The 409-nt window shown below is 63.8% G+C and carries 1 protein-coding gene; it reads left to right on the forward strand.

Annotated features, from left to right (window positions below; translation table 11 throughout):
- Positions 1-409, forward strand: a 409-nt coding sequence (locus RhoFasB10_RS25920; protein ID WP_167679361.1) for a phosphoethanolamine transferase domain-containing protein, incomplete at both ends; no start/stop codon positions are given.

The raw sequence follows: 409 nt of genomic DNA on the forward strand, positions 1-409 counted from the left end.
CCGCCGCACTGTTCTTCGCCACGATTGGAAACATTGCCCTCTGGAAGACGCTCTGGGGGCTGATCGATCTCAACAGCCTGCGCAGCATGCTGTTCCTGGCCAGCCTGCCGCCGCTGCTGTTCTGCCTGTTCAACCTGCTGCTGACGCCACTGCTGGCACTGCCATTCCTGCGCAGGCCGCTGCTGGTGCTGCTCGTTGTCGTCAGCGCCGCGTGCAGCTACTTCATGCTGCACTACAACGTGCTGATCGATCGCAGCATGGTGCAGAACGTGTTCGAGACCAATCAGGCCGAACTGAACGCCTATCTGTCGCTGCCGCTGCTGTTGACCCTGCTGGCGCTGGGCGTGCTGCCCGCTGCCGGGCTCGCCCTGGTGCGCACCACCAGCGGGGCCGGTTCGATACGTTCGCT

The organism is Rhodococcus sp. B10 (assembly GCF_011770055.1).
GTDB classification, from domain to species: domain Bacteria; phylum Actinomycetota; class Actinomycetes; order Mycobacteriales; family Mycobacteriaceae; genus Rhodococcoides; species Rhodococcoides kyotonensis_B.